The organism is Rhodococcus sp. PSi06 (assembly GCF_054960675.1).
The window spans coordinates 1-26,082 of record NZ_JBHNYO010000018.1; the positions used below are offsets into that span (position 1 = coordinate 1).

Here is a 26,082-nt window from a genome sequence, read left to right on the forward strand (position 1 = left end):
CTCCAGGTTCGGGGGCATCACGCATTTCGAAACCCCCACCCACACACAAAAACCCGAGTGCGCTGTGTCGCCTGGACCCGCCGGCTCCGAGGGTCCAGGTGGCAGTGCTGCGTGTGTACCGAACCGCTGTTGTGTGGCACAGTCGACGTCGATGAAACTCGACGTCGTTCAGTGCCGCGTCAGCAGAATTCTGCTCGATTTCGATTTGACCATCGAATTCCACGGGGGAGCCACCATTTCCTTCAGTGAGGTAGTCGTCGATGACCTCACGGTCGACGAGGACAATCAGTTCGAGGGCTTGCGAGCCCTCGCGACACTGCACGGTCTCGTCTGCGAGAACGCCGAGTACGACGGATCAGGCGTGCTGCGAATGGCATTCACAGGTGGGCGCGGTGTGGTGGCGCGTCCCCGCGACGAGGTCGAATCCTGGGAATATTGCGCAGCAGACGGGTCGACCGTGCTGTGCGGACCGGATGGAGCCGTCGAACAATGGCCCGCCCCGGAGCAACTCGGCGCGAAGGCATCCCCTGTAGAAGGGCTCCCGTCCATCGGTGCCACAGTCGTCCGGTTGTCGACGGGAGATGAGTCGGCTGTCGAATTCTCGGACGGCACCGTGCTGCTGTGCGATCTTCCGCTCGACAGCGGCTATCTCGTATTGCGGGAGAGCGTCACGTCGAGTTCTGTCTCCGACGCACATGCCGACGAGGCCCAGGGAGATTGGGTTGTCGAGCTTTCGTCGGGTCACGTGATCTTCTATCGCCCGCGAACCAGGTAGGGCTTTCCGAACTGTGTTTCCACGCCGGGCGAATACAGCACCGAGTCCGGCGAGCGGGTACTGACGTCGGGTAGCCCTGCAGCAGCAACGAGTTCGTCTGAGCAATGGGTCAGCTCCGCTTCCACCAGCTCCCAGTGCCGGTGCACGTTCGGTACGTACAGCAGCCGCCCGGCCAGCGAGGTGTGCAAGCCCCATCGCGCCGTCAGAAACACTGCAAGTGGGTTCTCGGACATATCGCGTGTTCCTCGGACGATTCCGAAATCCGTCGTCGCGCCGCGGTGCGGAGGAGCCAGCCGCGTGCTGCGGTAGCCGATCGTGGTGGTGTCGTCGTCGATGTCGATCGACGCCCAGCGGTACGGAATACGAGCGGCGTTGGTGCCCAACACGACTGCCAGTCTGGACGCCTCGAGCGATCGGAAGACGACGCCGCGTCGACCCTCAGCGTCCACGGAGTACAGCCGGACGTTGATCTCCCCGAACGTCCCGAAGTACGGAACTGGGTGCCGGTACCCGAGCCCGGCACCGACCATATGAAAACCGATGAGACCGACCCAGGAAGAGCCGTCGAATTCGTCGGGTTCGCACCCGTCGGGAAGCAACGGGGCGACAGTCGAACTCGGAACCCGCCAGTGCAGAAAGACCAGCCGCTCCCAGCGCTGATCCATCAAGATCGGACGAGGCAACAGCGGTGGCCGCGGCCAGAGGCGTCGGGCATCGTCTCGATTCATGATTCGAGAGTATGCGCGCGGAGTCAGGAGGCGGTGAATCGGGCGTGCACGCTCGCGGTGATCGTGATGTTCTCGGGTTTGAGCGCGAACCCGGCTGGTGCCGACTTGGCGGCGAGCATACGTGGTGAGGCGTCGGGGCCGCCGTGGTCGGCGGAGCCCGGCAACAGTCCCGGATCGGCTATCGCGACGGCGTGCACGCTCGTCCTCCCCAGGCTCGACGCGTAGGCCTCGGCTTTGGTCACCGCGTCTCGAACTGCACGTTCGCGTACCTCCAACGTGCGCGAGAGTCGGCTCGATTCGGTGAGGTCCCAATCGAAGTGATCGATCGACACTCCCTCGAGCGCGGAGGCGGCGTAGACGAAGGCGTCGACGAGGTCGAGCTGACTGAACTGGACTTCCACCGACGCTTCCGCCTGGTAGACGTACGGCAGTTGTTCGCCCTCGTGATTGAAGGGGCGGTTCCGAGAGTGCCGCACCTGATCGACCGACCATCGCTCGATGGGGCCACCGTCGCTGTTGTAGAGCGGTTCGACGAGCCGGGTGATCTCGCGAACGAGCTGTTGAGCCGGCTCCGACGCCGACTCCGCAGTCCGCCCATCGGTACGGACGGTCAGCGACAGGGTGCACTGCTCGGGCGGATACGTGGCTGCGCCGTGACCGACGACCGTGATGTCGAGTGCTTCGGGGCTCATGGTGTCCAGTCTCGCATCCACCCATCGGTATTCACCGAACGCCAACACTGCTGGCCGACGCGCGAGGTGGGGAGGACAATCATGAACATGCTTCCTGTTCTCGATCTGGCTTCCGCCGAAACAGAGCCCCATGCGTTCCAACTGTCACTGCGCGAGGCCGCTCATCGTTCGGGGTTCTTCTATCTGGTCGGGCACAATATCGAACCCGGACGCATGCGCGGGGTACTGCAGCTGGCACGAGAATTCTTCGCGGTAACCGACGAGGTGAAGGACGAGATCAGTCAGCTGAAGAGTCCGCACTTTCGCGGCTACTCGCGGGTGGGCGGCGAGCTGACGAACGGCCGAGTCGATTGGCGGGAGCAGATCGACATCGGACCCGAGCGCCCGGCCATCGACGGGGCAGAGGGCTATTGGAATCTGCAGGGCCCCAATCTGTGGCCGTCCCAGCCCGCAGGGTTCAGAGAGACGTTCGAGCAGTGGGAACGCACGGTGTCGGGTCTCGGGCTTCGCCTCCTGCGGCATTGGGCGCAATCGCTCGGAGCGCCCGAGACCGTGTTCGACGACGCGTTCGCCGTCGCTCCGGCGACACTCATGAAGGTCGTCCGCTATCCCGGTACCCCCGATCATTCGCAGGGCGTCGGCGCACACAAGGACTCCGGGGTGCTGACGCTGCTCCTCGTCGAACCGGAGTCGTCGGGACTCCAGGTCGAGACAACGCCTGATACGTGGATCGATGTGCCGCCGGTGGCGGGGGCATTCATCGTCAACATCGGCGAGTTGCTGGAGGTGGCGACCGGAGGCTATCTGCGTGCCACGCGGCACCGGGTGATTGCGCCGGGTCCCGGCACAGACCGGATTTCGGTGCCACACTTTTTGAGCCCGGCCCTCGATGCCGTCGTGCCGGTGATCGAACTGCCGGCCGAATTGGTTCAGCACTCACGGGGAGTCGAGAACGATCCCGACAACCCCATCTTCAGCACCTACGGCGAGAACGCGTGGAAGTCTCGGACGCGAGCGCACCCCGACGTGGCTCGGTTGCACCACGGCATCGTTGCGGCCGGGCAGCGGTCTACCTACTGATCTCCGCTTACTGGTCTCCGTTGCGGTCTCGACGCGATGCGCGGTAGTGCGCCCACGCGCCGGTGCACCACAGTGCCCAGACGATCAGCAACGGCTGGAACACCAGCCTGATGCCGCGCGCTGCGTCGGAGTCGAGACCGAACGCGTCGGTGTGGGTGACGAACTGCGAGATGTTGCCGGGGAAGACCGCGACGAAGAAGGCCGCGACGACCCAACCGACGAGCGGTGACCTGGCAGTCCAGAACAGCAGCGCCAGGCCGAGCACGATCTCGACGACACCCGACGCCAGTACGACGAAGTCGGTGTCGAGCGGCAGCCACTCGGGTACCTGCGCCGCGAATGTGCGGCGCGCCCAGAACAGGTGGCTCAGGCCGGCGAAGACGAGAAACGCCCCCAACACGACCCGGCCGATGGTGCGAGAAATCGATTTCGTCATGGCGTCATGAGACACCACGGGCACACTGGGCATCATGACCGGGAGCATCTCGACCGACTCCGTTCGTCGCCGATGGGTACTGCACGTCGACCTGGACCAGTTCATCGCTGCGGTCGAAGTGCTGCGCAACCCCCACCTGGCAGGCAAAGCAGTGGTCGTCGGCGGTAGAGGAGATCCCACCGAACGCGGGGTCGTCTCGACGGCCTCGTACGAGGCGCGGGCCAAGGGGGTCGGCTCCGGAATGCCGCTGCGCATCGCCGCGAGAAAGATCCCCGACGCGGTCTTCCTGCCGGTCGACAAACCGGCCTACGACGAGGCGTCCGCGATGGTCATGGACACACTGCGGGCGCTGGGCGTCGTGGTCGAGGTGATCGGGTGGGACGAGGCGTTTCTCGGTGTGGAGACCGATGACCCGGAGCTCTTCGCGAAAACTGTGCACGACGCGGTGTTCGATGCGACCGGGCTGCACTGTTCGGTCGGAATCGGAGACAACAAATTGAGAGCCAAGATCGCCACCGACTTCGACAAGCCGCAGGGTATCTATCGCCTCACCCAGGACAACTGGTTCGAGGTGATGGGTGAACGCAGTACGGACGCGCTGTGGGGCATCGGAAAGAAGATCTCGAAGAAGCTGACCACTTTGGGCATCTCGACCGTTCGCGCACTGGCCGAGGCCGACGATGCAGACTTGGCGGCTGCGTTCGGCCCCAAGATCGGTCCGTGGCTCGGTACCAAAGGGCGTGGCGTCGACCTGGCACCGGTCACGTCCGAGCCGTGGGTCGCACGGTCACACAGCCGCGAGGTGACGTACCAGACCAACGTGGCCGACTGGGACATCGTCCGGCAGGAGGTCGCTGCCCTGACGTCGAAGGTGTTGACAGACATCGAGGCCGAGAACCGCCCGGCCGTGCGAGCCGCGCTCAAGATCCGCTATGCCCCGTTCGAGACGCACACCGTCAGCGCACCGATCGTCGGCGCGCCGACCTTCGATCCAGCAATCTTGACTTCGGCGGCAGTGGCTCTAGTCGATCGCCTCGACCACACCCGGGAGGTCAGGCTGATCGGCGTCCGGCTGGAAATGACTCCCGCGCAGTCGGTCTGATTACTTTCTGCCCGCTGCCCAGCGCAGACCCCAGTTGTACTTCTTGTCCAGGTCGGCCTGGCTGCCTTGGATGTACTCGACCTCGCGCGTGACGGTGATTCCTGCAGACGTGTTCTCCAGCAACGCGATCGAACAGATTCGTGCCGAGTTCTCGGCCGAATCGAGTCGTACCTCCACCTGAGGTCCGCTGGTGGGATACAGCGTCACGACGCCGTCGACCGCGGCCCAGTTGGGCGCGCCGTCGTAGATCATCGCGAAGATCAGGATTCGGGCGAACTTCTCGGGATGCGCGAGGTTGATGTGCATGTTCTCGCCGCCGCTCACGGATCCGGAGCGGTCGTCGCCGTCGAGCGCGATGAACGGGGCGTCCTGCAGCGAACCGAAGCTGTTGCCGAGTGCTTGGACCACGCCCTTGGAACCGTCGCGCAGTTCGTAGAGGCACCCGAGGTCGAGATCCACACCGCCGGAACCGTACGACGCGGCGGCCAGCTTCGCGAGAAAGCCCTTCTTCTTCGGCTGTGCCGCGGGTGCGCCGGTAGACCAGTTGAGGTTCACCCGCATCGAGCCCTGCTTCTCACCGGACTTGGTCAGGCTGATGGTCGGCGCTGCCTTGGACAGCGTCACCTTGCTCAGACTGACGGGGGTGCCGGGTTGCTGCGCTGCGTTCTGCCCGGTCGAGGGCTTGCGGGTGTAGTCGATGGCCATCGTGGTGCCTTTCGAACTGTCGATTCCGGATTGCGATGTCCGGTTTGGGCGGTCCTTCGAGCCTAACCGTTGACGGAACGAGGCACGCATTTCGGGAGGGCACAGTCGCGGACGTGACCTGCATACACCGATCACTCCTATGGCGTGTGCTGACCGCCGACCACGGTGGGCATCGGCTCGTCGAAGCTTTCGTTCTCGGTCAAGGGATCCGTGCCGTGTACGTTGCCGATGTCCTTCACCGACTTGGTATTCGCAAGCTGGTCGGAACCGCGTCGTGCCCCGGCGAAGTCGTTGTACCAAAGGAACCACGGCAACCCGGCTCGGGTGTACTCGGCGGCCGAGGGCGGCATGGTGGGTGGCATTTCGCCGGTGAGGTTCTGCCATACGTCGCTGTTGGCGATGTCGATCGTGAATTCTGTTCCGTGGTCGAGATCCCAATCGTCGTGCTGCCGGAGGGGAGACGCAATGGTCTGACGGACGGACCCGCCGCCGCCGAAACCCATGTCCGATGCCGGTGCGGCGCACACGATGAAGTCGTGCACTGGGGGTTCGGGCGGCCTGGCATCCCAGACGGACGCCTTCAGTGGATAGGCAGCTATGCGGATTCCCCCGATTGCCTGATCGGCCGAGAGCTGCTCTTCCACCGTGTACCCGTCACCGAGAGGCATCGCGACGAACTGCCGGACGCTGCCCTCGCCGACATTGAATCCGTCGAGCCACGGTTGCTCGGGAACCTCGAAGTAGTCCTCGTCGTCGAAGTTCGGTGTCGCCGACCACGGTGAGCCGGTGACGACGTTGATCGAGCCGGCCGCGATCGTGACCAGGAATGGGTAACGAGCGGTGAAGTCGATCCAGCACGCTTCGGACTGCCACATCGGCAACACCGCACGATCGGCAGAACCGTTCTGGCGCAGCGGGAACGAGCCGAGCCCGGGCGGCAGGTTGTAGTCCGTACCGTCGTCGGGCACGCGCAGGGTGCGCTGAAACGTCATGTGCATCGTCGCCTCGGGATGGACCTCGGGGCAGGCGATGAACAGAGCGTCGTGTTCGACGAATGCAGGCATGGACTTCTCCTCGGTGCAGGGTGATCGTCGAAGGGTAGATCGAGGCACCGACAAGAAATATCGGCGCGACGGATGATGTCCGCCGCGCCGATATCAGGGAATGCGCAAAGAGCTACGGGCGCGGTACGTTGCGCAGATTCGTCTTGGCCATCCGAACTGCCTCGCCGACTCCGCCGTTCAGAACGATCTTGCTCATCGCCAACGCGAATCCCTTGATCTGCTCACCGGTGAGAGTCGGCGGCACCGACAGAGCCAAGGGGTCGGTGATCAGCTGGACCAGCGCCGGGCCGTCGACAGCGAAGGCGGCTTCGAGTGCGCCGCGGATGTCCTCGGGCTTCTCGACGCGTTGTGCGTGGATACCCGCCGCTGCGGCGATGCCGGTGTAGTCCACCTGCGGTACGTCGACGCCGAAGTCGGGCAGGCCGTCGACGAGCATCTCGGCCTTGACCATGCCCAGCGTCGAGTTGTCGAACAGGACGATCTTGACGGGCACCTTGTACATGGCAACGGTGAGCAGTTCGGAGAGCATCATCGAGAAGCCGCCGTCGCCGGAGATCGAGATTACCTGTCGGCCCGGGTTGGCGAACTGTGCGCCGATGGCGTGTGGCATCGCGTTGGCCATGGAGCCGTGCAGCATCGATGCGACGAAAGCTCTACGGCCGGTGGGGTTTATGTAGCGTGCGGTCCACACGTTGCACATGCCGGTGTCGGTCGTGAACACGGCGTCGTCGGCCGCAACGTCGTCGAGTACCGATGCGGCGTACTCGGGATGGATCGGGACCAGCTTCTCTGCATTGCGGGTGTACGCGCCGACGGTCTTCCCCATCAGTTCGTTGTGATTGTCGACCCACTTGTCCACGTAGCGGCGGTCGTTCTTTCGATAAACCAAGGGCTGCAGGGCATTCAGCGTTGCGCGTACATCGCCGTGCATCGGGTACTGCACCGATGTTCGACGTCCCAGCTTCGTCGGATCGATGTCGATCTGTGCCGTCGTGACCTTCTCCGGCAAGAATTGATGATACGGAAAGTCCGTACCCAGCAGGATGAGCAGATCTGCGTCGTGGATCCCGGCATGCGCAGCCCCGTACCCGAGCAACCCCGTCATCCCGACGTCGTACGGGTTGTCGTACTGGATGAATTCCTTGCCGCGCAACGAGTGTCCGACGGGAGCGCCGATGGTGTCGGCGAAGGCGACTACCTCGTCGTGCGCGCCCTTGACGCCGTAGCCCGCGAAGATGGCAACTTTTTCGGCATTGTTGATGGCGTCGGCCAGTTTCTGAATGTCTGCCGCGGGCGGTGTCACAACAGGTCTCGACGGAATGGCGATCGGGTCCATCGGTGCGGTGGCCGACAGTTCGGCGATGTCGCCGGGCATCGTCAGCACCGACACCCCACCACCGGTGATAGCGGCGTTGATGGCCGCACGGAACACCCGCGGGGCCTGCTCCGCGGTGGAGACGAATTCGTTGTAGAGCGAGCATTCGACGAAGAGCCGATCGGGGTGAGTTTCCTGGAAGTATCCCGAGCCGATCTCACTGCTGGGAATGTGTGACGCGATCGCCAGAACCGGTGCGCCGGAACGATGAGCGTCGAACAAGCCGTTGATCAGGTGCAGGTTGCCCGGGCCGCACGAACCCGCGCACACGGCCAGTTCGCCGGTGGTCTGGGCATCGGCCGATGCAGCGAACGCCGCGGCCTCCTCGTGGCGGACGTGAATCCAGTCGATCCCGCCCTTGGCCGATCCACCGGTTCGACGCACTGAATCGACGACGGGGTTGAGACTGTCACCGACGATGCCGTAGATGCGTTTGACGCCGGCTTCGACGAGTCCGCGAACGAGTTGATCGGCCACTGTGGTGGGCATGTTGCTTCTCCTCGGATGAAAGTGGTGCCTTCGGATGGGTCGCGTGCGCCTGTTCGACGTCTTCTCTATGCCAAGGGCGTAAAGACCATAGAAGTGCAGTGCGATCGGTACCGCAAGAGGAAAGCCCAGGTAGAGGACCGGTTCGGTCTCCGTCACGTGGCGATATTCCTGCCAGCACCCATCGAAAACTGGGGCTGTCCCGACATGCGCTCGCCGGAAGTAGTTCGGCAAAATGAACAGGCTCTGTACAGGTTCGATTTCTGGATGTACGGTATCGACATGAACGAGCCCGCTATGACTCAGCGCACACCGGAACGTGCTCGCCACAAGCGTCATCAAGTGCTCGCGTCGTTGAAGAGCACCATCGAGTCCGGCGGAATCCCCTCCGGCTCGTTCTTGCCGGGTGAGAACGAACTCGCCCGCGAGTTCTCGGTCAGCCGCGGAACCATTCGTTCTGCGCTGAGCGAGCTGGAAGAGCAGAAACTCATTCAAAAGCGAAGCGGCATCGGATCGCTCGTTACCTTCGACGGTCACCAGATCGAGACCGCCGAAGGTTGGGCGCGGGCGCTGTCGTCTGCGGGTGTGGAGATGCACACCCGCACTCTGCGCATCGAGCGCATCGTGGATCCCGAACTCGCTGCCGAGGCCGGAACTCCGACCCTGAACTTTGTTGCCGTCGATCGAGTGCGCCATGTGGTCGACGGTCGTCCGGTTTCGTTGGAACGAAGCCGCATTCCGGCGTTCGGGCCGCTCGCAGAACTGCCCGAGACCGGATTGGTCCGGGAGTCGCTCACGGCAACTCTCGAATCGGCGGGACTGACTGCTGCGACCGGCGAGCAATGGGTATCGGTGGTTCCGGTGGACTCGGCCGACGCGGCTGTTCTCGAAGTACCGGTAGGCACCCCGTACCTGCACAGTATCCGGGTCAGTCGGGACGCATCGGGTCGGTTCGTCGAGAAGGTCGTCAGCCTCCTTGCACCCGAACGCTTTCGGCTCCATCTGACTTTCAATTCCTGATCTGTCCCAACGTTCCTCCGGCAAGGATTGTGTACATGTCCACTTCACGTGATCGCGCCCTCGGGGCCTTCTACGGACTGGCGCTGGGTGATGCGTTGGGAATGCCCACGCAATCCATGCGCCGAGAGGACATCGTCGAGGATTACGGACAGCTGCGCGGATTCGTCCCCGCCGGTCCCCGTCAGCTCATCGCGCACGGAATGTCTGCGGGCTCGATCACCGACGACACCGAGCAGGCGATCATGTTGGCCCAGTTGATTGTCGACGGTGACGGCGTGGTCGATCCCTCGGCTTTCGCCCGCGCGTTGATCGCCTGGGAGTCGGAGATGTCCGCCCGCGGATCTCTGGATCTGCTCGGACCGTCTACCAAGCGAGCTGTGGAACGAATACTCGACGGCTCGGACCCGAACGAGGCGGGCAAATTCGGCAGCACCAACGGTGCGGCCATGCGAATCACCCCTGCGGCAATCGCGGCATCGTTGGACGGCGGAATCGTGCCGTTCGTCGACGCGATCTACAGCTGCAGCTTCGTCACCCACAACACGTCTCTCGGAGTAGCCTCTGCCGCAGCGGTTGCTGGAGCCATCAGCGCCGGAATTGCAGGTGCAGAATTGCACGAGGCGGTCGACATCGGTGTTGCCGCCGCCGTCGAAGGGGCCACCCGTGGATATTGGGTCGCCGGTGGAAACATCGCAGCCCGTATTCGCTGGGCAGTAGAGCTGGTCGGCACATCCGCCGACAGGCATATAGCGGACACGGTGGCCGACGTCATCGGCACTTCCGTCGCGTCACAGGAATCAGTGGTAGCGGCCTTCGCTCTGGCCGTTGCGTACGACGACCCTTGGGACGTCGTACTGGCAGCCGCCACCATCGGCGGCGACACCGACACGATCGCAGCAATAGCCGGCGCAATTCGAGGTGCCGTCGGCGGCCTGGCAGCGTGGCCCGGCGACGCGATACGAACGGTAACCGACGTGAACAAGCTCGATCTGGAGCCCATCGTCGATCGACTTCTCGCTCTCCGTAACACGAACTGACACAGTTCGACTCACTTTTGGAGCACAACCATGACCTCATCCGCTTCCACGTCTGCATCGGATACGGCAGTCGACGTACTGTCGCTGGAAACCAGGGGGATCGAGCCCGTCCCGGACGACGAGCGCAACGGCAATCCGCTGCAGTTGTTCTGGGTGTGGTTTGCCGCGAACATCTCCATCCTCGGTCTACCACTCGGGGCAACCCTCGTGGTCTTCACCGGTCTGAACATCTGGCAGGCATTGATCGTTGCGTTGGTAGGCGCGGCGGGTTCGTTCGCCATCGTCGGAATCGTGTCGATTGCCGGCAGACGGGGCGGGGCCCCCAGTCTCACGTTGTCGCGGGCCACCTTCGGGGTTCGCGGAAACATCGGCCCCACGCTGGTCTCGCTGATGTCGAGGCTCGGCTGGGAAACCGTCAACACCACCACCGCGGCATTCGTGTTGCTGTCGATCTTCACACTGGTCTTCGGCGGATCCGGTGTCGCGAAGGATCACGCCGTCGTCACGGTTGTGTCCATCGTCGTTTTCATCGTGCTGACTCTGGTGGTCAGTGGTCTGGGGCACGCGGCGATCCTCGTCATCCAACGTTGGTCGACGTGGATTTTCGGTGCGCTGAACATCTTCGTGGCGATCTTCCTGATCGCCACCGTGGACTGGACTGCAGTGACCAGCACCCCGGCCGGATCCATCAGTGCGATGGTCATCGGTGTCGGAACCATCGCTGCCGGAACGGGTATCGGTTGGGCAAATGCCGGGGCCGATATGTCGCGATATCAGCGAAAGAGTGTGGGAGCCGGCTCGTTGGTGCTGTCCAGCGCTGCTGGAGCCGGAATTCCTCTCGTTCTGCTGATCGGGCTCGGCGCGTTGCTCTCGGCAGGCGACAACAGCCTTGCCTCCGCATCGGATCCGGTTGCAGCCATCCGAGAAATACTCCCGGCCTGGATGGCCGTTCCTTATCTGATCACCGCATTCGGCGGATTGCTGTTGTCCAACCATCTTTCGGTGTATTCGGCCAGTCTCACCACGTTGACCCTCGGCTTCCGGATCAAGCGAGTTTATGCGGTCGGAGTCGACGTCTTCGTCACGTTCGTCGGTGCCATTTACTTCATGCTGATCTCCGACGGCTTCTACGGCCCGTTCATCACCTTCATCTCGGTTCTCGCGGTACCACTGACGGCGTGGCTCGGTGTGTTCATGTCGGACATGATCAGACGAAAGACATACGATGCGGCATCGATCATGAACGTGGGCAACAGCAGTCGTTACTGGTACACCGGCGGAGTGAACTGGTATGCCTTCGTGAGCTGGGCAGCGGGCATCGTCGTGGGATTCCTGTTCACTGCCATCGCTGTCGATGGAGACGTCATCTACACCGGGCCGCTGTCGGGCAGCTGGATCGGTGACAACGGTCTCGGCTGGGTGGCCTCGTTCGTGGTTGCCGCAGGTCTGTATCTCGCCACCGGGGGAGCCCGCCGGACCGAGACCGCAGCGCAGTGAGTCCCCGACTGATCCACACCGGCCAGGTCATCGTCGACGTCGTAATGGCCGTTCCCGAGGTCCCGCAACCGGGTGGAGACGTCGTGGCAACGTCACTGAACGAGACCGCGGGCGGTGGACTCAATGTGATGGTCGCCGCGATTCGTGACGATCTTCCGGTGATCTTCGCCGGCAGACACGGCACCGGCCACTACGGTTCGATCGTCCGCGACGCTCTGTCTTCCAGCGGTGCGCTCGTCGTCAATACCGCGCCAGCGGAGCGGGACTCGGGATTCTGCATCGCCCTCGTCGATGCGAACACCGAGCGTACGTTCGTCACCTACCCCGGAGCCGAAGCGGAACTGAGCATCGCAGACCTCGAGGCCGCAGGGGTGCGGAGTGCAGACTTGGTGTACGTGACCGGATACGGGTTGGCGCACGGGCGCAACGCTGCGGCACTGACTGCGTGGCTACCGACCCTGCCCTCGGATATCACGGTGTTGTTCGATCCGTCCCCTTTGATCGCCACGCTCGAACGCGACGTGGTGGACGTTGTTCTCGCCCGAGCCGACATCGTGAGCGTCAATCTACGCGAGGGCATGCTCATGACGGGTGAGGTCGACATCGACTCCATTACAGCCGAATTGGTGAGACTACTGCGGCCCGATGCCTCGGTGGTACTGCGTACCGGCCCGGACGGTTGTCGGATCGCGGGCGGTGAACGAACTCCGCAGTCGGTGCCCGGGTTCGAGGTGCACGCGGTGGACTCGAACGGTGCGGGCGATGCGCACGCCGGGGTGTTGTTGGCGGGACTCTCCCGTGGACTCGGTCTGTACGACGCGGCGGTGCGGGCCAATGCTGCTGCAGCACTTGCGGTGACCGAGCGGGGACCGGCGACGGCTCCGCCTCGATCACGTATCGACGCGTTGATCCGCACTCATCCTCTCGACGGGTGAGAGGAAGGGCTGTGTCGTCCGCCCCGGAACCGTCGAGTCGCGCACGACGAGTGCCGGCGTCAACGCCATCGAGGAGACAGGAAGTCCATGGGTGACAGCGAGCAGCATTTCGGCTGCGCGGGTGCCGATTTCGCGATGTGGACTGTGGATCGTAGTCAACGGAACGGTCAGCTCGCTGCAGATGGAGATGTCGTTGTAGCCGACGACGGCGACGTCGCGTCCTGGCTGCAGCCCCGATTCACGCAGCACGCCGAGCACCCCGATGGCACTGAAGTCGTTGGTGGCGAAAATGGCCGTCGGGGGAGTCGGCAGCGACAGCAGGGCGCTCGCCCCGCGCCTTCCGGCGTCGGGATCGAACCCCTCTTCTCGGACGTACTCGTCCGGAACGTCGATGCCTGCATCACGGAGGGCGGCTCGGCAGCCCTCCAATCGGTCGATTCCGGTACTGGCCCACGCTGGGCCGGACACGATCCCCACTCGGGTGTGGCCGAGTCCTGCCAAGTGCTCACCTGCGAGGTAGCCGCCCCGATGGTCGTCGCACGTCACCGAGGTCATCCCCGGGTACCGACGACTGATGAGCACGAACTTGATGCCTCGGCGTTGGAGGTTGTCGAGGTTCTCGCTGTCGAGGCGAGCGTCTCCGAAGATGAGGCCGTCGACGTTGCGGCCGAGCAGAAGGTCGATACGTCGACGCTGCTGAATCGGGTCGTCGTGGGTGTTGGCGACGAAGGTCTCGTAGCCTGCCCGGTTTGCTGTTTCCTCGATGGCGTCGTACATCGCCGAGAGCACCACATCGGTCAATCGCGGGACGAGTACTCCGAACGCGGTGGACTTCTTGGTGGTCAAGCTCGCCGCGTTGGGGTTGGGGACGTACTCCATCTCGCGGGCCAGCTCGAACAATCGCAGATCTCCGGCGCTGGCACCGGTCGGGTCGAGCGCGACGCGTCGCAGAGCTCGGGAGACGGTCGAGACATGTACTCCCGCAGCAGATGCGACCGTTTTGAGCGTGACGCTTCCCGACGTAGTGCTGTCCACTGGCGGTTCCCCTCGATTCTCCGTCGGCACTGCCCCGACCCCTGATGACCCTTAAGCTAGCACCGTGCGCAATCGTTTGCGCAACAAGTTGCCCTCGAGGAACGGACATTCGATGACAAGTTTGGGTGGTCTCAATCCGTCGCCGACGTCGCTCACGCTCGGCCTGGTTCAGCAGCAGGTTCCGCTGATCACGAGTATGGACGATGTGAACGCGACGACCGATCGCGTATGCACGCAGTTGCGGGAGGCGAAGGCCGGGTTCGGGGCGCTCGACCTCGTGGTGTTCCCGGAGTATTCGCTGCACGGTCTGCGTAAGTCGTCGTGGGCGTCCGACGAGGTGATGTGCGACATCGACGGTCCGCAGGTGGAGCGATTGCGGGACGCGTGCCGCGAATCCACAGTGTGGGGGTGCTTCAGCATCATGGAACGCAATCCCGTTGGAGCGCCGTTCAACTCGGGAATCATCGTCGATGATCAGGGTGAAGTGGCCCTGTACGTCCGCAAACTTCATCCCTGGACGCCGAAGGAGCCATGGGAACCGGGCGACATCGGTCTGCCGGTCTGCCCGGGGCCCAAGGGTTCGGTGTTGTCGCTGTTGATCTGCCACGACGGAATGTTTCCCGAGATGGCGCGGGAGGCGAGTTACCGCGGGGCCAACGTGCTGCTGCGTACAGCCGGGTACAAGTTTCCACTGCGGCAGTCCTGGCGTATCACCAACGAGGCCAATGCCTTTCACAATCTGGCCTACACGGCGTCGGTGTGTCTGGCGGGGGAGGACGGTAACGGCATCCCGTCGATGGGCGAGGCGATGGTGTGCGACTACGAAGGAACGATTGTCGAGCGCGGTGATTCCACACCCGATCGCGTGGTGACCGTATCGATCGAGCCGGCCAGGGCCGATGCGGCACGTCGAGAGTGGGGAGTGGAGAACAACATCTATCAACTGGGTCACCGTGGGTACAGCGCGCTCGAGGGCGGGGCGCGTGACTGCCCGTACACCTACGTCCGCGATCTCGCCGACGGAACCTACCGGGTGCCGTGGGAGGACGAGGTTCGCATCGTCGACGGGACCTCGGAGGGGTACGGGCCGCCGCGTCGAGTCGGCAATCCGACGGATTCTGCGCGGGCAGGTCTGCGCGGCGAGTAAGGCGCAGGTTACGTAGCGGGCGCCCGTGTAACGGTGCCATTAATTGGTTCCGGATTTGTCGCCCAAAGCTCGACATCGTGCGAGAAACCCCTCTATCGTCAGAGCAACGCAATCGGTTGCACGACCGGTTGCACAGCAAGCGAAAGAAGGATCGTTTCGATGACTTCCCAGGTAGGCGACTCTCTGGAGCTTACGGATCGCACCCGCCACGACATCGATTCGATGTCGTCGGGGGATGTGTACAAACTCCTGTCCTGCGCGGTGCAGCCCCGTCCGATCGCCTGGATCTCGACCGTCTCCGGCGACGGCGTCCGAAACCTGGCGCCGTTCAGTTTCTTCAATGTTGCGTCTCGCAACCCGGCGACGCTGATGATCTCCATTGGTGAACGCATCGGTTTCCCCGGAGAGTTCAAGGACACGCTGGTCAACATTCGCGACACCGCCGAATTCGTCGTCAACATCCCGTCGGCGGACACCGTGGATGCGGTGACCGCGAGCTTTGCCACCGTCGGCGCCGATGTCGACGAGTTCGAGCTCTCGCACATGACCGCAGTGCCCTCGGTGTCGGTCGCGGCCCCGTCGGTGCTCGAATCCTTGGTCTCGCTCGAATGCAGGATGCTGCAGGAAATCGCACTCGGCAGTGACACTTTGGTGCTCGGTACCGTCACGACGGTGACCAGCAGGCCCGGGTTGCTCACCGACGACCTCCACGTCGACACACTCGAACACCGATTCCTCGGCAGACTGGCGGGCCCGTTCTACACCACCGACATGAATCGGGTGGCGCAGTGACCACCTCGGCCCGTCTGCGCGAGGTCGACACCGAGTCGGTCGTCGAGACATTCGATATCGCTGTGGTGCAGACCAGTTCACGGGTCGGAGCCTGGCAGCAGAACATCGACGCCGTGCGGTCGGAGGTGCAGGTTCTTGCCGCGGGCGGATCGAAGGTGATCGTTCTACCCGAATTGTTCGCCAGTGGTTACGATCTCGATCGTATCGAGGCGATGGCCGAGTCCGTGCCCGGTCCAACGTCTACCGCGCTCGAAGTGCTCGCCGCCGAGACCGACACGGTTTTGGTGACGGCCATCGTGTTCCGTGATGCCGACGGAGTCGTCTTCGACAGCTCGCTCGTGGTAGGGCCGGATGGCCTGCTTGCATTTGGACACAAGCGTTTTCTGTGGGACCGAGAGAAGTCGGTGTTCACCCCTGGAGCACAGAGTGGTCTCCTGGTCGATACGCCGTTCGGCACCATCGGCGTCGTCATCTGCTATGAAGCAGGGTTCCCGGAGACGGTCCGCGATCTCGTTCAGCGAGGAGCCGACGTCATCGCCGTGCCGTCGGCATTCGGACACGTGCGTCTGCACGTGTGGAAGTTGCTCACCCGCTCCCGCGCACTCGAGAACGGCGTCGTCGTCGCGGCCGCCGGACTCACCGGACAGACCGGCGACGGCCCGCGGTTCGCCGGCCACAGCGTCATCGTCGGACCGCAGGGGCGCACCATCGTCGAGATGGACGAGAGCGTCGGATCGGTGTCGGCAACAGTGACTCGCCGCGAGTTGCTCGACGCGCGCGACGAAGTGCCTTATCTGAAAGACCTTGCCTGCCTGGGCGGAATCACCGATAACGATTCAACCGAGAACCCTCACGAGAGGAACCGAGATGTTCGATCTGCGATCAGCTGATCTCCTGCGCGCGTTCACCCGTCAGCTCGAGCTGTGCAAAGTGCAACCCGGAGAGCAGGTGGTGATACTCGCCGAGCCGTCGAGCCGCGGGGATTACGTCTCGGCTGCCTTCGGGGCGGCGCAAAGTCTGGGCGCACAGGTACTCTCGGCCACCGTTCCCGGCGGTAGTCCGGCACCGATGCCGAGCACCCACACCGGAGCGGGCCCCGGTCTGGTGTCGGTGATGAACAGTTCGGTCGCTCAGGACCTGCTCAAGGGAGCCGATCTCGTGGTCGATCTGACCAGCGAGGGCTTCATCCATGCGCCCATTCAGCAGGAAATCCTGGCTGCCGGCACACGCATCATCTTCGTCTGCGATGCCCCGGACGTACTCATCAGGAACATGCCGCAGGACGGCGACAAGGAACGGGTCCAGGCAGGCGTCGATCTGATCCGCAGCGGTTCCACCATGCGCATCACCAACGCCGCAGGCACCGATCTGACCGTGCAGCTGAGCAATTCGCAGCCCGAGTTCCAGGTCGGCTTCGCCGACGACAAGGGCCGCTGGGATCACTGGCCGTCCACAATGGTGCTGTGTTGGCCGGAGATCTCGAATGGGAAGATCGTGCTGTCCGAAGGCGATATCTTGTTGCCGTTCAAGGAGTACGTCCGGGACGAGACGACGCTGACGGTCACCAACGGCCACATCGACGAGGTCACCGGCGGCGGTGAAGCAGCACTGCTCAACATGTTCTTCGCCGACTCCAACGACAAGTGGGCGCGCTACCTGTCCCACATGGGCTGGGGATTGATGAAGACTGGCGACTGGTTTGCGGCCGCGATGTACGGCAAGGACGACATCATGGGCATGGACGCGCGAGCGTTCGCCGGCAGCTTCCTGTGGTCCACCGGCCCGCACCCTGTGCTCGGCCGAGACTCGTACGCGCACCTCGACATCGGAATGCGAGCTTGCACCGTGTCGATCGACGGCATCGATGTCGTCACCGAGGGTCGATTGGTGGAAAACTGACATGGCACCGATCGAAGTAGTCATCGCAGGCGGCGGCCTGGGCGGGTTGACCGCGGCGCTCTCGTTGCGGCACAGAGGTATTCAGGTGACGGTGCTCGAAGCCGCAGCCGAATTGGGCGAGGTGGGTGCAGGAATTCAGACTGCCCCCAACGCAAGCCGGATCCTCATTGCCCTCGGGATGCGGGACACGCTCGAAGCGATCAAGACCGAGCCGATGGATCAGGTGCGCAGGCGGTGGGAGAACGGCAAGGTCATCGCGCTCACCGCCCTCGGCGATTACTGCAAGAAGACGTTCAACGCGCCGTACTGGCACTACCACCGCGCGGATCTGCATTCGGCCATTCATGCCCAGTGCCTCGACCCCGATGGTCCGGGCCCGATGGTGGTGTTCGAGACCGACGCGAAGGTCGTCGAGGTCGACCGCACCGACCCGATGCGGCCGGTCGCGGTCACCGGAACCGGACAACGCTACGAGTCTGATCTGCTCATCGGAGCCGACGGTATTCGGTCGACCGTGCGCGATCTCATCGGCCTACCCGATACGCTGGTGTTCTCCGGTGAAATGGCCTATCGCGCTCTGATTCCGGGTGATCGCATCGTCAAGGATCCAGCTACCCGCTGGCTCGTCGACCGATACCAGAGCACCATCTGGTACGGACCCGACCGACACCTGGTGCATTACATGATCCGTAACGGTGAATACCTCAATGTCGTTGCGCTGGCACCGTGTACCGACGAGGTTCGCGACGGTGGACCACGGCTCGTCGGGCCCGAGGAACTGATGGCGACGTTCCCGGACTGGGACGACCGCGCCCACGCGATGCTGTCCAAGGCCGACGAGAACGTACTGTGCCAGGCGCTCTACTACCGCAGGCCCGACCCGCGTTGGACCGACGGCCGCGTCGCGTTGCTGGGCGATGCCTGTCACGCCATGCTGCCGTATCAGGCGCAGGGCGCATCGCAGGCGATGGAAGATGCGGCCGTGCTCGCCGAGGAACTCGCAAAGGTGACCTCGAGCGGAATCGACGACGCATTGGCGCGCTACGTCTTTCGTCGAGCCCGGCACGCGCGGATGGTGCAGGACGCGAGCCTGCAGAACAAGACCTTCTACCACATACCCGATGGACCCGAGCAGCAGAAGCGGGACGCGACACTGGCGTCGTTCGATGGGGAGTCCGACATCTCGTACGACTGGCTGTGGAGCGGTACACCGCTCGACGACAGCGACGACGAGAAATTCCATTACTCGTTCGTCCGATGACGACCTCGGACCACAACACCGCGCCGGAGGCTGCGATGAAGACTGGTGATCAGGTAGTACAGGAACTCCCCTGGAAATGGGGTGTGCAGGGCAAGATCTTCATCATCGGCGGGCTGGGCTACATGTTCGACGCCTGGGACGTGGCGCTGAACGGTTTTCTCACGCCGCTGCTCGGAAGCTACTGGGATCTGTCCCAGGCCGAGCGAGGTCTCGTCGCCACCGGCAACCTGATCGGCATGGCCGTCGGAGCCGTCGTGTGGGGCACGATCGCCGACCGCGTCGGTCGAAAGCGCGCATTCTCGTTGACACTGTTGATCTTTGCGCTGTTCTCGGTCCTCGGTGCTTTCGCGCCCAGCTTCGAGATCTTCATCGTGCTGCGGTTCCTCGCAGGATTCGGCCTCGGTGGCTGCATCCCGGTGGACTACGCGTTGGTCAGCGAATTCTCGCCACGCCGCATTCGCGGCAAGATTCTTTCCGCGATGGACGTCTGGTGGCCGATCGGTGCCACCATCTGCGGCGTCGTCGCAACACTTCTCGTCCCGATCGACGGTGACGTTCGTTGGCGCTTCATGCTCCTGTTCATGGTTCTGCCCGCACTGCTCCTGTTCTGGGTTCGACGCGGCATCCCGGAGTCGCCGATCTACCTCGCCAAGGTGGGCCGTGAGGCCGAGGCCCGTGCCGTCATCGACGACATGGTCACACGTACCGGATCCGACGCCGTCGACTACGTCATCGTTGCCGACACCACGCCGAAGGGACCGGGCGGAATGAAAGCTGCGCTGACGCAGCTCAAGTCGGTCTGGGCATACAGCCCACGTATCACCGCGGCAGCCTGGATGCTGTTCGTATCGATCATGCTCCTGTACTACGCCGCACTGAGCTGGATGCCGTCCATCCTCCGCGCCGAGGGCTACGGAGAATTCGCGGCCTTCGCCGGTACGACGCTCATGACCGGCGTCGGCATCGTCGGAGTGCTCACCTCAGCATTCATCGTCGAGATCTTCGGCCGCAAGTGGGTCATCGGACTGTCCGGCCCGATCGCCGGTAGCGCTCTGGTCATGTTCGCTGTCATGCTCGACATCCAGTCTGCGGCGCTGATCTGGCTCGGCATCTTCGGGTTCGTCATCCAGCTGACCATCCCGGTTCTTTACTGCTACGTCTCGGAGTTGTACCCCACCAACATCCGCGCCTCGGGATTCGGCTACGCGTCCTCGGTCAGTCGGGTGGCGACGGGCTTTGCGCCATTGCTCTTCGGCTCGGTCATGTGGCCGATTCTGGGTCTGCCGTTGACCTTCGGCATCGTCACCGCGTTCGTGTTGTTCGCGGTGATCTGGATGGCGTACTTCGCACCCGAGACCAAGGGGCGAGAACTCGACACCCTGGTCGACGAACCCACCGAGGTAGTCGCAGGCGAGGCTCGGGTCTGATGAAGCCCGCACAGTTCGACTACCACCGGGCGCGCGATGTCTCGGGCGCAGTGCGCCTGCTGGCCGAGCTGGGCGAGGATGCGAAGATCATTGCCGGAGGCCAGTCCCTGGTCGCCATGATGAACTTCCGTCTCGCTCGGCCCGGGCATCTGGTCGACGTGGGTGGCTTGAACACTCTGAGCTACATTCGCCGAGAATCCGACGGCCTCCACATCGGAGCACTCACCACTCACCATGACGTCGAATCCGGCGATGTGGGAACGGAATTCGCTGTTCTGCGCGATGCCATGCGGTGGGTGGGGCACTACCCGATCCGTACCCGCGGCACCGTCGGGGGCAGCATCGCCCATGCGGACGCCACCGCCGAATGGTGCTTGCTCGCCATCCTGCTGGACGCCCGTATCGTCGTCGAGAGCGTGCGGGGGCGGCGAACCGTCGACGCAGATTCGTTCTTCTTCGGGTACTACTCCACCGATCTCGCGTTCGACGAGATGATCGTGGAAATCGTGTTCCCGAACCCGGCACCGCATGCCGCAGTCACCGAATACGCCGAGCGGCAGGGAGATTTCGCGATCGTGGGCGCAGCAGTGTCCCTCGATCTCGACGGAGTGGCCGTGGTCGGCGGACGCGTCGCTCTCGCAGGGGTCGGCGCGACCCCGGTGCGCGCGCCGGCCGCAGAGGCCGCGCTCGCCGGCGGCGGAACGTTCGCCGACTGCGCGGACGCCGCAGCCGAAGCACTGGAACTGGAGGACGAGGGCATGTTCACCGCCGAGTACCGCCGCACCTTGGTGCGCACATTGGTCGCCGAAGCTTGCAGCGACGCACTGGTATCGCAGGGGGTGCCCACGTGAGCGTCGATCAGGTTCTCACGCCGAAATTCGTCGGCACCTCGGTCGCGCGCCGGGAAGATCCGCGGTTGCTCACCGGCCGCGGCAGATTCGTCGACGACATCGCGATGCCGGGAATGCTGCACGCTCAGTTCGTCCGCAGCACGGTCGCGGCCGGAGCGATCACCGCACTCGACATCGGTGACGTCGCCGGAGTCGAGGGAGTGCGCGGTGTCTTCACCGCGGCGGACCTGAGCCTGTGGCCGATCCGCGCCGAATTGTCCAGGCCGCTGAGCGAATTCGTGCCCACCGACATGCCGGTGCTGGCGCACGACGTCGTGCGCTACGTCGGTGAGCCGCTGGCCATCGTCGTCGCCGTCGATGCCTACAGCGTCGAGGACGGGCTCGAAGCGGCACGAGTGTCGTACCGGACCGTCACGGCCGTCACCTCCGCAGATCAGGCCATGTCCGAAGGCGTCCCTCTGGTTCATGATTCGGTTCCGAACAACACCGTCGTCGACGTGCAGATGTTTGCGACCGAGGGCATCGACGAGATATTCGACGACGCGCACACCGTGGTGTCCGTGCAGTCCAGAACCGGACGTCAGAACGCACTGCCCCTCGAGACCCGCGGATGCATCGCGTACTGGGACGACCGCGACGAGCAGTTGATCATCTACATCTGCACGCAGGTCCCGCACCAGGTCCGCACCGTCACCGCGCAGTGCCTCGGCTTCGACGAACGTCAGGTACGAGTCGTCGTGCCCGACATGGGTGGCGGGTTCGGACAGAAGTGCGTCGTCGGTCGCGAGGAGATCGCGGTCGCCGCGGCCGCCCTGAAACTCGGCCGTCCGGTCAAGTGGATCGAGGACCGCAAAGACGCACTGACGGCGTCGTTCCTGGCACGCGAGCAGCAGTACGACGTGCGGGCCGCCTTCGACTCCGAGGGACACATACTGGGCCTCGACGCGGATGTCGTGTGCGACATGGGCGCATACTCCTGCTACCCGTTCACCGCCGGTATCGAGCCACTCATGGCGTCGGCGGAAATGCCGGGGGTCTACCAGGTTCCGGCGTACCGAGTCCGTGGGCGATCGGTGTTCAGCAACAAGGCTCCGACCGCGCCGTACCGAGGGGTGTCACGCCCGCAGTACGTCATGGTGATGGAGCGACTGTTCGAGCGCGCAGCCCGCGAACTGGCACTCGATGCAGTAGAGATCCGACGCCGCAACGTCATCACTGCCTTCCCGTACACGGGCGTCAACAACATCACTTACGACCCCGGCTCGTACCTCGAGGCTCTCGATCTATGCGAGCAGACTGTACGAGACGGCGGGTGGTACGACTTTCAGCAGCGAGCCGCAGCGGAAGGTCGGCACATCGGCATCGGGTACTCCTGCTTCAGTGAGCGAACAGGGTACGGAAGTAGCGCGTTCGCTGCCCGCAAGATGAACGTGGTCCCGGGATTCGACATCTCGGAGGTCCGGATGGATACTTCCGGAACCGTGGTCGTAACGACCGGAACGATGAGCCACGGGCAGAGTCACGAGACCACCATGGCGCAGATCGTCGCCGATCGACTCGGGATCGGCGTCGAACAGGTGAAGATCGTGCAAGGCGACACCGACCGAATCACCTACGGCTTCGGATCGTTCGCGTCTCGCTCCATCACCATCGGCGGCAGCGCTGTGGCGTTGGCGTCGAACAAGCTGGGAGACAAACTGTGTGAAATCGCAGCGCACCTACTGGAGACTCGCGACGACAATGTCGAGCTGGCCCCGGGGCGAGTGCGTCAGCGTGACGACCACTCGAAGTACGTCACCTACCGGGACATCGCCGACGTCGCGTATCTGAAGGCACAGTTGCTGCCCAAGGGGGTCGAGCCGGGGTTGTCCGCGACGGCGAGTTTCGACGTGTTCAACGACGGCACGTTCTCCAATGCCACGCACGGTATCGTCGTGGAATTGCACGAGGGCACCGGGCAAGTGGAGATCTTGAAATATGTGTGTGTCGAGGACTGCGGGGTCGCGATCAATCCGAAGATCGTCGAGGGCCAGTGCCGCGGCGGGATCGCGCAGGGGATCGCGGGCGCGTTGTTCGAGCAGGTCTCGTACGACGACCACGGAAATCCACTGTGCGCGAGCTTCATCGACTACAAGGTACCCACTGCGTGCGAGATCCCCGACATAGAAATCCATCACCTCGAAACGCCCTGCCTGTTCACCGAATCCGGTGCCAAAGGAGCCGGCGAGGGTGGAACGATCGGTGCTCCGGCTGCGGTACTCAACGCGGTCAACGACGGATTGCGTTCCACCGGAGTGGAACTCAACGACACGCCGATCACTCCTGTCGCGGTACATACGGCGTTGATGAAGGGAAGGCCATGAGTAACAAGCAGTTGATCGAATTGACCGTCAACGGTACCGAGCACGAAGTGATCACCGAGCCACGCCGCACCCTGGTCGACGTTTTACGGCACGACTTGCAGTTGACCGGTACTCACGTGGGTTGCGAGCACGGCGTGTGCGGGGCCTGCACGGTGCTGATCGACGGCAAGCCGGCGCGGGCCTGCTTGACCTTCGCCGCGCAGGTGGAGAACTCCGAGATTCGGACCGTCGAATCCCTCGGTGTCGACGGCGAATTGAACGATCTGCAACGGGCGTTCGCGGACCACCACGGGCTGCAATGCGGATTCTGCACTCCAGGCTTCTTGATGCTGGCCGAGGGATACCTCGCCGACAATCCCGATGCCACCAAGGAACAGATCCGCGAGGTGGTTGCCTCGAACTACTGCCGTTGTACTGGATACCAGACCATCGTCGAGGCCATCGACTCGTGCGCCGAACAGCGCCGCTGCGTCGGCTGCGCGAAAGGAGTTTCCCAGTGATACTGACCAATACCCTCGACATCGACGCGTCCGCGGACGACGTTTTCAGGCTGATCAACGACGTCGAGAAAGTGGCGACCTGTGTACCCGGGGCCGCCATCACCGGCAAGGACGGCGAGACTTTCCTCGGTGGAGTCAAGGTCAAGGTCGGGCCGATCAGCGCGGCCTACGCCGGCACTATTCGGTTTCTCGAGGTCAACGCCGAGACCCGCACGCTCACCCTCGAAGCCAAGGGCGCGGACTCGCACGGCAACGGCGATGCCGAAGCCCAGGTCGATTTGGCGGTCGAGGAAATAGGCGACCGTTCGCGGTTGACGTTGAACACGGACCTGGTGATCAGCGGCAAGATCGTCTCGTTCGGCAAGGGCGCGATCGTCGCGGTCTCGAACAAGGTGCTGCAACAGTTCGCCGTCAATCTCGGTGCACTGCTCAGTGGTTCGGCCACGTCCGATCCAACCGTCCCGACAGCTAAGAGGACTGCAGTTGCGAGCCCGATGGGCGGTGAACTGAACGCGATGTCGTTGATGCCCGATCCGGTGCGCAAGTACCTACCGGTCGCGGGCATCTTTCTAGCCGGGATGGTCGAGGGCTGGTTGGTGTCCAGAGCCTTCGGGCGTCGGTAGGTTCACGATGCTCGATTTCGCCGGCACACTGCACGATTGGTTCGTCGACGGACGCCCGTTCGGTGTGGCTACTGTCGTGGCAACCTCAGGGAGCGCGGTCCGGGACGTGGGTGCCGTGATGGCCGTCGACGCCGGTGGTACCGCCCTCGGCGGGGTGTCCGGCGGATGCGTCGAAGGTGCGGTGTTCGACGCTGCAGTGGCGGCGGCGACGGGTGGATTCGCCGACCGCCTGAGGTTCGGCGTAGCGGCCGATGACCCCTTCGCCATCGGTCTCACCTGTGGCGGAACGGTGGACGTTGTGGTCGACAGAGTCGACCGGGAAACCCGCCCGCACTACGACGAACTGTTGGACCGAATAGCATCGCGATCATCGGTTGCCGAAGTGACCGTCGCCTCGGGTGCAGCGGCCGGGCACCTCGTGGTGAATGCAGACGACTTCTCCGGCTCCATCGGCAACTCGGTGCTCGACACGGAAGCTGTCGCTCTCGCTCGTGTCATGTTGGCGGACGGTGCAAGCGGATTGAGAGAAATCGACGTGGACGCCGGTACCGCCGAGGTCTTCGTGCGATCGTTTCCGGCCCCGCCGCTCCTGATCGTCTTCGGCGCGCTCGACCTGGCCGACGCCGTCGCTCACGCAGCAACCATCGTGGGCTACCGAACCGTGGTGTGTGATGCCCGGCCGATATTCGCTACGGAGGAGCGCTTTCCACACGCCGACGAAGTGGTGGTTGCCTGGCCGCACGAGTATCTGACGGCCCAGTGGAACAAGGGGCTGATCGACGGCACCACCGCCCTGTGCGTCCTCACACACGATGCGAAGTTCGACGTCCCGTTGCTCGAGGTCGCAGTGCGCACCCCTGCCGGCTACATCGGCGTGCTGGGCAGCCGTCGAACGCACCAGGACAGACGTGAACGTCTCGTCGACGCAGGTGTAGGGGAGGACGCATTCGCGCGGGTGTTCTCGCCCGTCGGACTCGACATCGGCGGACGTTCCCCCGGGGAGACTGCGCTGTCGATCGTCGCCGAAATGGTTGCGGTGTCCAACGGCCGATCCGGCGGTCGGTTGCGCGACGGCAACGGTCCCTTGCACGGCAGAGCGGACCGTGGCGGCGGGGCTCAGCGTGGCGCGTTGGCGTGCGGTACGCGCACTGAGCCTGCAGTTCCAAGTATCGACACAGCGGTCGCCATGGCGAAAGCGAACCCGTCACCGTCGTAAGTCGAGTCGACGCTACGTGTCGCATCTGCTTCTCCC

At 63.7% G+C, this 26,082-nt stretch carries 25 protein-coding genes; 18 read left to right on the forward strand and 7 right to left on the reverse strand.

Annotated features, from left to right (window positions below):
• Positions 1 to 151 precede the first annotated feature (151 nt).
• Entirely contained in the window at positions 152 to 775 is a 624-nt protein-coding gene (locus ACFI9K_RS21310) for a DUF6188 family protein (protein ID WP_462665338.1), read from the forward strand.
• On the opposite strand, the gene ACFI9K_RS21315 is transcribed toward ACFI9K_RS21310, so the two are convergent.
• Both ACFI9K_RS21315 and ACFI9K_RS21320 read right to left on the reverse strand, forming a co-directional pair.
• On the reverse strand, positions 754 to 1,503 hold the full coding sequence (locus ACFI9K_RS21315) for a YqjF family protein (RefSeq protein ID WP_462665339.1): 750 nt from the start codon (positions 1,501 to 1,503) through the stop codon (positions 754 to 756). The genes ACFI9K_RS21310 and ACFI9K_RS21315 overlap by 22 nt on opposite strands.
• Positions 1,504 to 1,526: 23 nt before the next feature.
• On the reverse strand, positions 1,527 to 2,195 hold the full coding sequence (locus ACFI9K_RS21320; protein ID WP_462665340.1) for an SIMPL domain-containing protein: 669 nt from the start codon (positions 2,193 to 2,195) through the stop codon (positions 1,527 to 1,529).
• An 87-nt stretch (positions 2,196 to 2,282) separates the two neighbouring features.
• Between ACFI9K_RS21320 and ACFI9K_RS21325 the strand changes: the two genes are divergently transcribed.
• Positions 2,283 to 3,275 carry an isopenicillin N synthase family dioxygenase gene (locus ACFI9K_RS21325; RefSeq protein ID WP_462665457.1) on the forward strand — a complete coding sequence of 331 codons (993 nt, stop codon included), beginning with the start codon at positions 2,283 to 2,285 and terminating at the stop codon, positions 3,273 to 3,275.
• A 7-nt stretch (positions 3,276 to 3,282) separates the two neighbouring features.
• Here ACFI9K_RS21325 and ACFI9K_RS21330 read toward each other — a convergent pair whose 3' ends face one another.
• Positions 3,283 to 3,711 carry a DoxX family protein gene (locus ACFI9K_RS21330; RefSeq protein ID WP_462665341.1) on the reverse strand — a complete coding sequence of 143 codons (429 nt, stop codon included), beginning with the start codon at positions 3,709 to 3,711 and terminating at the stop codon, positions 3,283 to 3,285.
• 34 nt (positions 3,712 to 3,745) lie between these two features.
• Here ACFI9K_RS21330 and ACFI9K_RS21335 point away from each other — a divergent pair, with 34 nt between their 5' ends.
• On the forward strand, positions 3,746 to 4,813 hold the full coding sequence (locus ACFI9K_RS21335; RefSeq protein ID WP_462665342.1) for a DNA polymerase IV: 1,068 nt from the start codon (positions 3,746 to 3,748) through the stop codon (positions 4,811 to 4,813).
• Here the strand turns inward: ACFI9K_RS21335 and ACFI9K_RS21340 are convergent, their stop codons facing one another.
• The 3 genes from ACFI9K_RS21340 to ACFI9K_RS21350 all read right to left on the reverse strand — a co-directional run bounded on the left by ACFI9K_RS21340 (position 4,814) and on the right by ACFI9K_RS21350 (position 8,446).
• A complete protein-coding gene (locus ACFI9K_RS21340; RefSeq protein WP_462665343.1) occupies positions 4,814 to 5,518 on the reverse strand; it encodes a TerD family protein in 705 nt (234 codons plus the stop codon).
• Between the two features lie 137 nt (positions 5,519 to 5,655).
• Positions 5,656 to 6,582: a hypothetical protein gene (locus tag ACFI9K_RS21345; protein WP_462665344.1), complete on the reverse strand. Its 927-nt coding sequence runs from the start codon at positions 6,580 to 6,582 to the stop codon at positions 5,656 to 5,658.
• Positions 6,583 to 6,694: 112 nt separating this feature from the next.
• Entirely contained in the window at positions 6,695 to 8,446 is a 1,752-nt protein-coding gene (locus tag ACFI9K_RS21350) for a pyruvate dehydrogenase (protein ID WP_462665345.1), read from the reverse strand.
• A gap of 279 nt (positions 8,447 to 8,725) precedes the next feature.
• Between ACFI9K_RS21350 and ACFI9K_RS21355 the strand changes: the two genes are divergently transcribed.
• The 4 genes from ACFI9K_RS21355 to ACFI9K_RS21370 are packed head-to-tail and all read left to right on the forward strand — an operon-like array spanning position 8,726 to position 12,932.
• Complete coding sequence (locus ACFI9K_RS21355; RefSeq protein WP_462665346.1) at positions 8,726 to 9,463, forward strand: GntR family transcriptional regulator; 738 nt, start codon at positions 8,726 to 8,728, stop codon at positions 9,461 to 9,463.
• Between the two features lie 35 nt (positions 9,464 to 9,498).
• The gene (locus tag ACFI9K_RS21360; RefSeq protein ID WP_462665347.1) at positions 9,499 to 10,500 is read left to right on the forward strand and encodes an ADP-ribosylglycohydrolase family protein; all 1,002 of its coding nucleotides are present in this window, start codon (positions 9,499 to 9,501) and stop codon (positions 10,498 to 10,500) included.
• Positions 10,501 to 10,530: 30 nt separating this feature from the next.
• On the forward strand, positions 10,531 to 11,997 hold the full coding sequence (locus ACFI9K_RS21365; protein ID WP_462665348.1) for a purine-cytosine permease family protein: 1,467 nt from the start codon (positions 10,531 to 10,533) through the stop codon (positions 11,995 to 11,997).
• Positions 11,994 to 12,932: a PfkB family carbohydrate kinase gene (locus ACFI9K_RS21370; protein WP_462665349.1), complete on the forward strand. Its 939-nt coding sequence runs from the start codon at positions 11,994 to 11,996 to the stop codon at positions 12,930 to 12,932. The genes ACFI9K_RS21365 and ACFI9K_RS21370 overlap by 4 nt, the downstream gene beginning before the upstream one ends.
• Here ACFI9K_RS21370 and ACFI9K_RS21375 read toward each other — a convergent pair.
• A complete protein-coding gene (locus ACFI9K_RS21375) occupies positions 12,888 to 13,967 on the reverse strand; it encodes a LacI family DNA-binding transcriptional regulator (protein ID WP_462665350.1) in 1,080 nt (359 codons plus the stop codon). The two genes, ACFI9K_RS21370 and ACFI9K_RS21375, sit on opposite strands and share 45 nt — an antisense overlap.
• A 112-nt stretch (positions 13,968 to 14,079) precedes the next feature.
• Between ACFI9K_RS21375 and ACFI9K_RS21380 the strand changes: the two genes are divergently transcribed.
• From ACFI9K_RS21380 to ACFI9K_RS21430, 11 genes are all read left to right on the forward strand, one after another.
• A complete protein-coding gene (locus ACFI9K_RS21380) occupies positions 14,080 to 15,114 on the forward strand; it encodes a formamidase (protein WP_462665351.1) in 1,035 nt (344 codons plus the stop codon).
• 159 nt (positions 15,115 to 15,273) lie between these two features.
• Positions 15,274 to 15,906, forward strand: coding sequence for a flavin reductase family protein (locus ACFI9K_RS21385; protein WP_462665352.1), 633 nt, complete (start codon positions 15,274 to 15,276; stop codon positions 15,904 to 15,906).
• Positions 15,903 to 16,796, forward strand: a complete 894-nt coding sequence (locus tag ACFI9K_RS21390) for a carbon-nitrogen hydrolase family protein (protein ID WP_462665353.1) — start codon at positions 15,903 to 15,905, stop codon at positions 16,794 to 16,796. Before ACFI9K_RS21385 ends, ACFI9K_RS21390 begins: the two co-directional genes overlap by 4 nt.
• On the forward strand, positions 16,774 to 17,805 hold the full coding sequence (locus ACFI9K_RS21395) for a hypothetical protein (protein ID WP_462665354.1): 1,032 nt from the start codon (positions 16,774 to 16,776) through the stop codon (positions 17,803 to 17,805). The genes ACFI9K_RS21390 and ACFI9K_RS21395 overlap by 23 nt, the downstream gene beginning before the upstream one ends.
• A gap of 1 nt (position 17,806) precedes the next feature.
• Positions 17,807 to 19,066, forward strand: coding sequence for an FAD-dependent monooxygenase (locus tag ACFI9K_RS21400; protein WP_462665355.1), 1,260 nt, complete (start codon positions 17,807 to 17,809; stop codon positions 19,064 to 19,066).
• Positions 19,063 to 20,493 (forward strand): MFS transporter, encoded by a 1,431-nt coding sequence (locus tag ACFI9K_RS21405; protein WP_462665356.1) that lies wholly within the window; start codon positions 19,063 to 19,065, stop codon positions 20,491 to 20,493. The genes ACFI9K_RS21400 and ACFI9K_RS21405 overlap by 4 nt, the downstream gene beginning before the upstream one ends.
• A complete protein-coding gene (locus tag ACFI9K_RS21410; protein ID WP_462665357.1) occupies positions 20,493 to 21,344 on the forward strand; it encodes an FAD binding domain-containing protein in 852 nt (283 codons plus the stop codon). Before ACFI9K_RS21405 ends, ACFI9K_RS21410 begins: the two co-directional genes overlap by 1 nt.
• The gene (locus ACFI9K_RS21415; RefSeq protein ID WP_462665358.1) at positions 21,341 to 23,707 is read left to right on the forward strand and encodes a xanthine dehydrogenase family protein molybdopterin-binding subunit; all 2,367 of its coding nucleotides are present in this window, start codon (positions 21,341 to 21,343) and stop codon (positions 23,705 to 23,707) included. The genes ACFI9K_RS21410 and ACFI9K_RS21415 overlap by 4 nt, the downstream gene beginning before the upstream one ends.
• Positions 23,704 to 24,207, forward strand: a complete 504-nt coding sequence (locus tag ACFI9K_RS21420; protein ID WP_462665359.1) for a (2Fe-2S)-binding protein — start codon at positions 23,704 to 23,706, stop codon at positions 24,205 to 24,207. Before ACFI9K_RS21415 ends, ACFI9K_RS21420 begins: the two co-directional genes overlap by 4 nt.
• Positions 24,204 to 24,830 carry an SRPBCC family protein gene (locus ACFI9K_RS21425; RefSeq protein WP_462665360.1) on the forward strand — a complete coding sequence of 209 codons (627 nt, stop codon included), beginning with the start codon at positions 24,204 to 24,206 and terminating at the stop codon, positions 24,828 to 24,830. Before ACFI9K_RS21420 ends, ACFI9K_RS21425 begins: the two co-directional genes overlap by 4 nt.
• Positions 24,831 to 24,837: 7 nt before the next feature.
• Positions 24,838 to 26,046 carry an XdhC family protein gene (locus ACFI9K_RS21430; protein WP_462665361.1) on the forward strand — a complete coding sequence of 403 codons (1,209 nt, stop codon included), beginning with the start codon at positions 24,838 to 24,840 and terminating at the stop codon, positions 26,044 to 26,046.
• Positions 26,047 to 26,082: the final 36 nt, after the last annotated feature.

Coding starts and splice junctions, on each gene's coding strand:
- ACFI9K_RS21335 (WP_462665342.1), top strand. CDS start 3,746: ATGACCGGGAGCATCTCGACCGACTCCGTTCGTCGCCGATGGGTACTG.
- ACFI9K_RS21430 (WP_462665361.1), top strand. CDS start 24,838: ATGCTCGATTTCGCCGGCACACTGCACGATTGGTTCGTCGACGGACGC.
- ACFI9K_RS21310 (WP_462665338.1), top strand. CDS start 152: ATGAAACTCGACGTCGTTCAGTGCCGCGTCAGCAGAATTCTGCTCGAT.
- ACFI9K_RS21360 (WP_462665347.1), top strand. CDS start 9,499: ATGTCCACTTCACGTGATCGCGCCCTCGGGGCCTTCTACGGACTGGCG.
- ACFI9K_RS21420 (WP_462665359.1), top strand. CDS start 23,704: ATGAGTAACAAGCAGTTGATCGAATTGACCGTCAACGGTACCGAGCAC.
- ACFI9K_RS21365 (WP_462665348.1), top strand. CDS start 10,531: ATGACCTCATCCGCTTCCACGTCTGCATCGGATACGGCAGTCGACGTA.
- ACFI9K_RS21315 (WP_462665339.1), bottom strand. CDS start 1,503: ATGAATCGAGACGATGCCCGACGCCTCTGGCCGCGGCCACCGCTGTTG.
- ACFI9K_RS21340 (WP_462665343.1), bottom strand. CDS start 5,518: ATGGCCATCGACTACACCCGCAAGCCCTCGACCGGGCAGAACGCAGCG.
- ACFI9K_RS21405 (WP_462665356.1), top strand. CDS start 19,063: ATGACGACCTCGGACCACAACACCGCGCCGGAGGCTGCGATGAAGACT.
- ACFI9K_RS21410 (WP_462665357.1), top strand. CDS start 20,493: ATGAAGCCCGCACAGTTCGACTACCACCGGGCGCGCGATGTCTCGGGC.
- ACFI9K_RS21350 (WP_462665345.1), bottom strand. CDS start 8,446: ATGCCCACCACAGTGGCCGATCAACTCGTTCGCGGACTCGTCGAAGCC.
- ACFI9K_RS21400 (WP_462665355.1), top strand. CDS start 17,807: ATGGCACCGATCGAAGTAGTCATCGCAGGCGGCGGCCTGGGCGGGTTG.
- ACFI9K_RS21320 (WP_462665340.1), bottom strand. CDS start 2,195: ATGAGCCCCGAAGCACTCGACATCACGGTCGTCGGTCACGGCGCAGCC.
- ACFI9K_RS21330 (WP_462665341.1), bottom strand. CDS start 3,711: ATGACGAAATCGATTTCTCGCACCATCGGCCGGGTCGTGTTGGGGGCG.
- ACFI9K_RS21355 (WP_462665346.1), top strand. CDS start 8,726: ATGAACGAGCCCGCTATGACTCAGCGCACACCGGAACGTGCTCGCCAC.
- ACFI9K_RS21385 (WP_462665352.1), top strand. CDS start 15,274: ATGACTTCCCAGGTAGGCGACTCTCTGGAGCTTACGGATCGCACCCGC.
- ACFI9K_RS21325 (WP_462665457.1), top strand. CDS start 2,283: ATGCTTCCTGTTCTCGATCTGGCTTCCGCCGAAACAGAGCCCCATGCG.
- ACFI9K_RS21345 (WP_462665344.1), bottom strand. CDS start 6,582: ATGCCTGCATTCGTCGAACACGACGCTCTGTTCATCGCCTGCCCCGAG.
- ACFI9K_RS21395 (WP_462665354.1), top strand. CDS start 16,774: ATGTTCGATCTGCGATCAGCTGATCTCCTGCGCGCGTTCACCCGTCAG.
- ACFI9K_RS21380 (WP_462665351.1), top strand. CDS start 14,080: ATGACAAGTTTGGGTGGTCTCAATCCGTCGCCGACGTCGCTCACGCTC.